We start from the raw sequence: 3,748 nt of genomic DNA, 5'->3' as shown, positions 1-3,748 counted from the left end.
AGTACCTGCCGCCCTACCAGCAGAAGCAGGTCAAGGCCACCATCGCCGAGGGCGGTCTCAAGGACGCCCAGTCCAAGGTGGTGGCGGCGGCCCGCGCCGCGGCCTTCGCCCACGCGAAGGCGACCGGTGTCGGCACGGGCGACGAACTCCGGGCCCAGGACGTGATGATCGACCCCGAGGGGGCCCGCCACGTCCGCTTCGTCCGGACCCACCTGGGCATGCCGGTGCTCGGCGGTGACCTCGTCGTCCATCTTTCCCGTCAATTGGCCTACACCGGCGTCACCCGTGCGGCCGACCACACCGTGGAACCGGCCATCACCGAGGCGAAGCTGACCGCCCGGCAGGCCGAGGAGAAGGCGTCCGCAGCCGCCGACGGTGAGGCCGGTACCGCCGCGCTCGTGGTCGACGCCCGCGACGGCGCCCGGGCGCTCGCCTACCAGGTGGCGGTCGACGGCGCGAACGGCCCGGCCACGGTCGTCGTCGACGCGCTCACCGGCAGGGTGCGCAGCAACACCCCGGACAACGACGAGTTCCTGTCGCCCAAGGTGCTGGAGGCCCTGCGCCGGCGTGGCCAGACCCTCGCCCCGGCCACCGGCACCCGGCCGAACGCCTTCACCGGCGCGGCCGTGGTCGCGGCGCCCCACTACCCGGCGACCGCGCACGGCACCGGCCGGTCCCTCTTCGTGGGCAAGGTCGCGCTCACCACCACCCAGACCGCCCGCAAGAGCTTCCTGCTCAAGGACCCGACCCGGTACGGCACCGAGACCCGGGACGCCAGGGGCAAGGAGACCGAGAGCTTCGGCCAGGGCACCAAGTTCACCAGCACGAACGACAGCTGGGGCGACGGCACCACCGCCAGCCGGGGCAGCGCCGCCGCCGACGCCCAGTACGGCATCACCGAGACCCTGGACTTCTACCGGAAGTCGTTCGGCCGCAAGGGCATAGCGAACAACTCCAAGCCCGCCCGTGCCATGGTCCACTGGGGCGACAAGGTCGGCAACGCCTTCTGGGACTCGACCTGCGGCTGCATGCTCTACGGCGACGGGGACGGCGACGAGATAAAGAAGCCACTGGTCGTCCTGGACGTCACCGGCCACGAACTCACCCACGGCGTGGTGGACGCCACCGCGAAGCTGGAACCGACCCGCGTCGACGCGGACGGCAACCAGTACGGCGAGGCCGGCTCGCTCAACGAGTCGCTGGCCGACATCTTCGGCTCGGGCGTGGAGTTCTTCGCGAACAACCCGAAGAACCCGCCGAACTACCTCCTCGGTGAGAAACTGGGCCTGGCGCAGAAGTTCCTGCGCCGCCTCGACCACCCCTCCCTCGACCGACTCGAAGGCACCGTCGACTACTGGTCGCCCCAGGTGGCCGACGCCGAGGTGCACGCCGGCTCCGGCGTCTCCTCGCACGCCTTCTACCTGCTCGCCGAGGGCAGCGGCCGCAAGACCATCGGCGCCACCACCTACGACTCGCCCACCTACGACGGCTCCACGGTCAAGGGCATCGGCCGCACCAAGGCCACGGCGGTCTTCTACCGCGCCCTCACCCGGTACATGGTCTCCTCGACCGACTTCCACGACGCACGGGTGGCGACGCTGCAGGCGGCCAAGGATCTCTACGGCGCGAGTAGCGTCGAGTACCGCACGGTCGACCAGGCCTGGGCCGCCGTCGACGTGACCGCCGCCAACACGCCGGCCGCCCGCCGCTGACGGACGCGCCGCACCGCTGGTCCGGGTGCCCTGTCGGGGGGCCGGGCACCCGGATCGACCGGAACCGGCTCTCAGTGGAAGCATGAGCCAACTCGCCCGGCGCACCCGCCATTTGAAGGCCACTGGAGCCTCACAGTCAACCTTCAGGTGATTCCTGTTTCTTTTATTGACAGCGGAAAATAACCCACCTAAGTTCCCGGCCATGCGCTCCACCACCCGTGCCGAGACGTTCCCGGCCCATACGCCGGCCGTCTCGCAGATCTTCACCACGGTCCTCTCCCACGGCCCGCTCACCAGGCTGGAGGCGGCCCGCCGGGCCGGCCTGTCGGCGGCGGCCGTGACCAAGGCCGTCCGGCCGTTGCTGGCGGCCGGTTACCTGGCGGAGGACGCCGACGGCGACGCCCCGCCCGCGCTCGGGCGCCCCGCCAACCTGGTGCGGGTGGACGGTGGACGCGCGCTGTTCATCGGCGTCAAGGTGACCGGGGACGAGGTGATCGCGGTCCTCACCGACCTGTGCTGCCGGATCCGGCTGGCCCGCCGGCTGCCCGTCACCGACCGCGCCGCCAAGGCCGTGCTGACCTCCGTCGCCGAGCTGACCCACGAACTGCGCACCGAGGCCGCCGACTTCGGCGCCCCCGTCCTCGGCCTCGGCATCGCGGTCTCCGGCGACGTGGACCGTGCCGAAGGGGTCGTGCGTTACTCGCCCTTCCTCGACTGGCGCGAGGTCCCCCTCGCCGAACTCGCCGCGATGACCACCGGGTTGCCGGTCGTCGTCGACAACGACGTACGCGCCCTGACCGTCGCCGAGCAGTGGTTCGGCGCCGGTGTCGGGCTGTCGGACTTCGCCGTGGTCACCGTCGGCGCCGGCATCGGCTGCGGGCTGGTGGTCCACGGCCGGGTGGTCGCGGGCGCCCACGGGGTGGCGGGGGAGATCGGGCACGTGGCCATCGACCCGGCCGGGCCGCTCTGCCACTGCGGCAACCGCGGCTGTGTCGAGGCGATAGCCGGGGGCGCCGCGATCGTCACCCGCATGCGCGAGGTGACGGGGCGCCAGGTCGCCGACTCCGGCGAGGCGGCGGCCCTCGCCCACGAAGGGGTCCCCGGAGCCCGGGAGGTGTTCTCCGCGGCCGGTGAGGCCATCGGCCGGGGCATCGCGACCGTGGCCAACCTCTTCGGCCCCGAACGCGTGATCATCTCCGGCGAGGGCCTCGCCGCCTACGACCTCTTCGCCGAGCAGATCCTCGACTCGTTCACAGCGGCGGCCTTCGGCTCCGCCGCGCGGTGCGACGTACAGACCCGCCCACTCGCCTTCGAGGAGTGGGCCCGCGGGGCCGCGGCCGCCGCGATCCAGTCCTTCATCACCTCTTCTCCCACCACCCCGGGCAAGGGCTGAGCCGCCCGAGACCCCGAACCCAGGAGGGCCCATGCGGTCACCTTCACGTTCCGTCCTGCCCGCACGCGGGCTGAGAACCGTCCTCGTACTGGCACTGACCGCGGCCCTCGGGTCCGCGGTGCCCGCCGCCGAGGCCCAGACCCCCGCCCCGATCGCCGCCAAGCCCTACATGGGCTGGTCGAGTTGGAGCATGCAGTCGTCCAAGTACCCGGGCCTCAACGACAACGGCGACTACAGCTACCTGACCGAGGAGAACGTCCTCAAACAGACCGACGCCCTCGCGAGCAAGCTGAAGAAGTACGGCTACGACCACGTCAACATCGACGCCGGCTGGTGGATGGACTGGAACTGGAAGCAGGGCTACGACCAGTACGGCCGCCAGAAGGCCGACCCGGCCCGTTTCCCCAGCGGGATGAAGTCCGTCGCCGACCACATCCACGCCAAGGGCCTCAAGGCCGGCATCTACCTCCCGGCCGGCCTGGAGAAGGGCGCGTACGGCGACGGCAAGACCCCCATCTGGAACGCGGCGGGCTGCACCACCGCCGACATCGTCTACGACGACCTGCGCACCACCAACGGCTGGGACAGCTCGTACAAGCACTGGCCCGGGAAGACGGTCACGGAGTACGACGACCACCTGTTC

2 protein-coding genes and 1 pseudogene are annotated in these 3,748 nt (G+C 71.3%); all 3 read left to right on the top strand.

The genetic code is table 11. From position 1 onward, the window contains the following. Window positions 1-41: 41 nt before the first annotated feature. Window positions 42-1,712 (top strand): M4 family metallopeptidase, encoded by a 1,671-nt coding sequence (locus tag ABZ646_RS42495; RefSeq protein ID WP_360531940.1) that lies wholly within the window; start codon window positions 42-44, stop codon window positions 1,710-1,712. 202 nt (window positions 1,713-1,914) lie between these two features. Then, window positions 1,915-3,105: an ROK family protein gene (locus ABZ646_RS42490; RefSeq protein WP_360531937.1), complete on the top strand. Its 1,191-nt coding sequence runs from the start codon at window positions 1,915-1,917 to the stop codon at window positions 3,103-3,105. Between the two features lie 31 nt (window positions 3,106-3,136). Further along, window positions 3,137-3,748: pseudogene (locus tag ABZ646_RS42485) on the top strand (carbohydrate-binding protein); the annotation flags it as partial.

It is taken from the genome of Streptomyces sp. NPDC007162 (assembly GCF_040634175.1).
Lineage (GTDB): Bacteria > Actinomycetota > Actinomycetes > Streptomycetales > Streptomycetaceae > Streptomyces.
Note: the sequence above shows the minus strand (reverse complement) of the source record. Positions and strands in the feature narration are given on the sequence as shown.

Excerpts from the sequence above, each read along its gene's own strand:
- ABZ646_RS42490 (WP_360531937.1), top strand. The coding sequence starts at position 1,915 with ATGCGCTCCACCACCCGTGCCGAGACGTTCCCGGCCCATACGCCGGCC.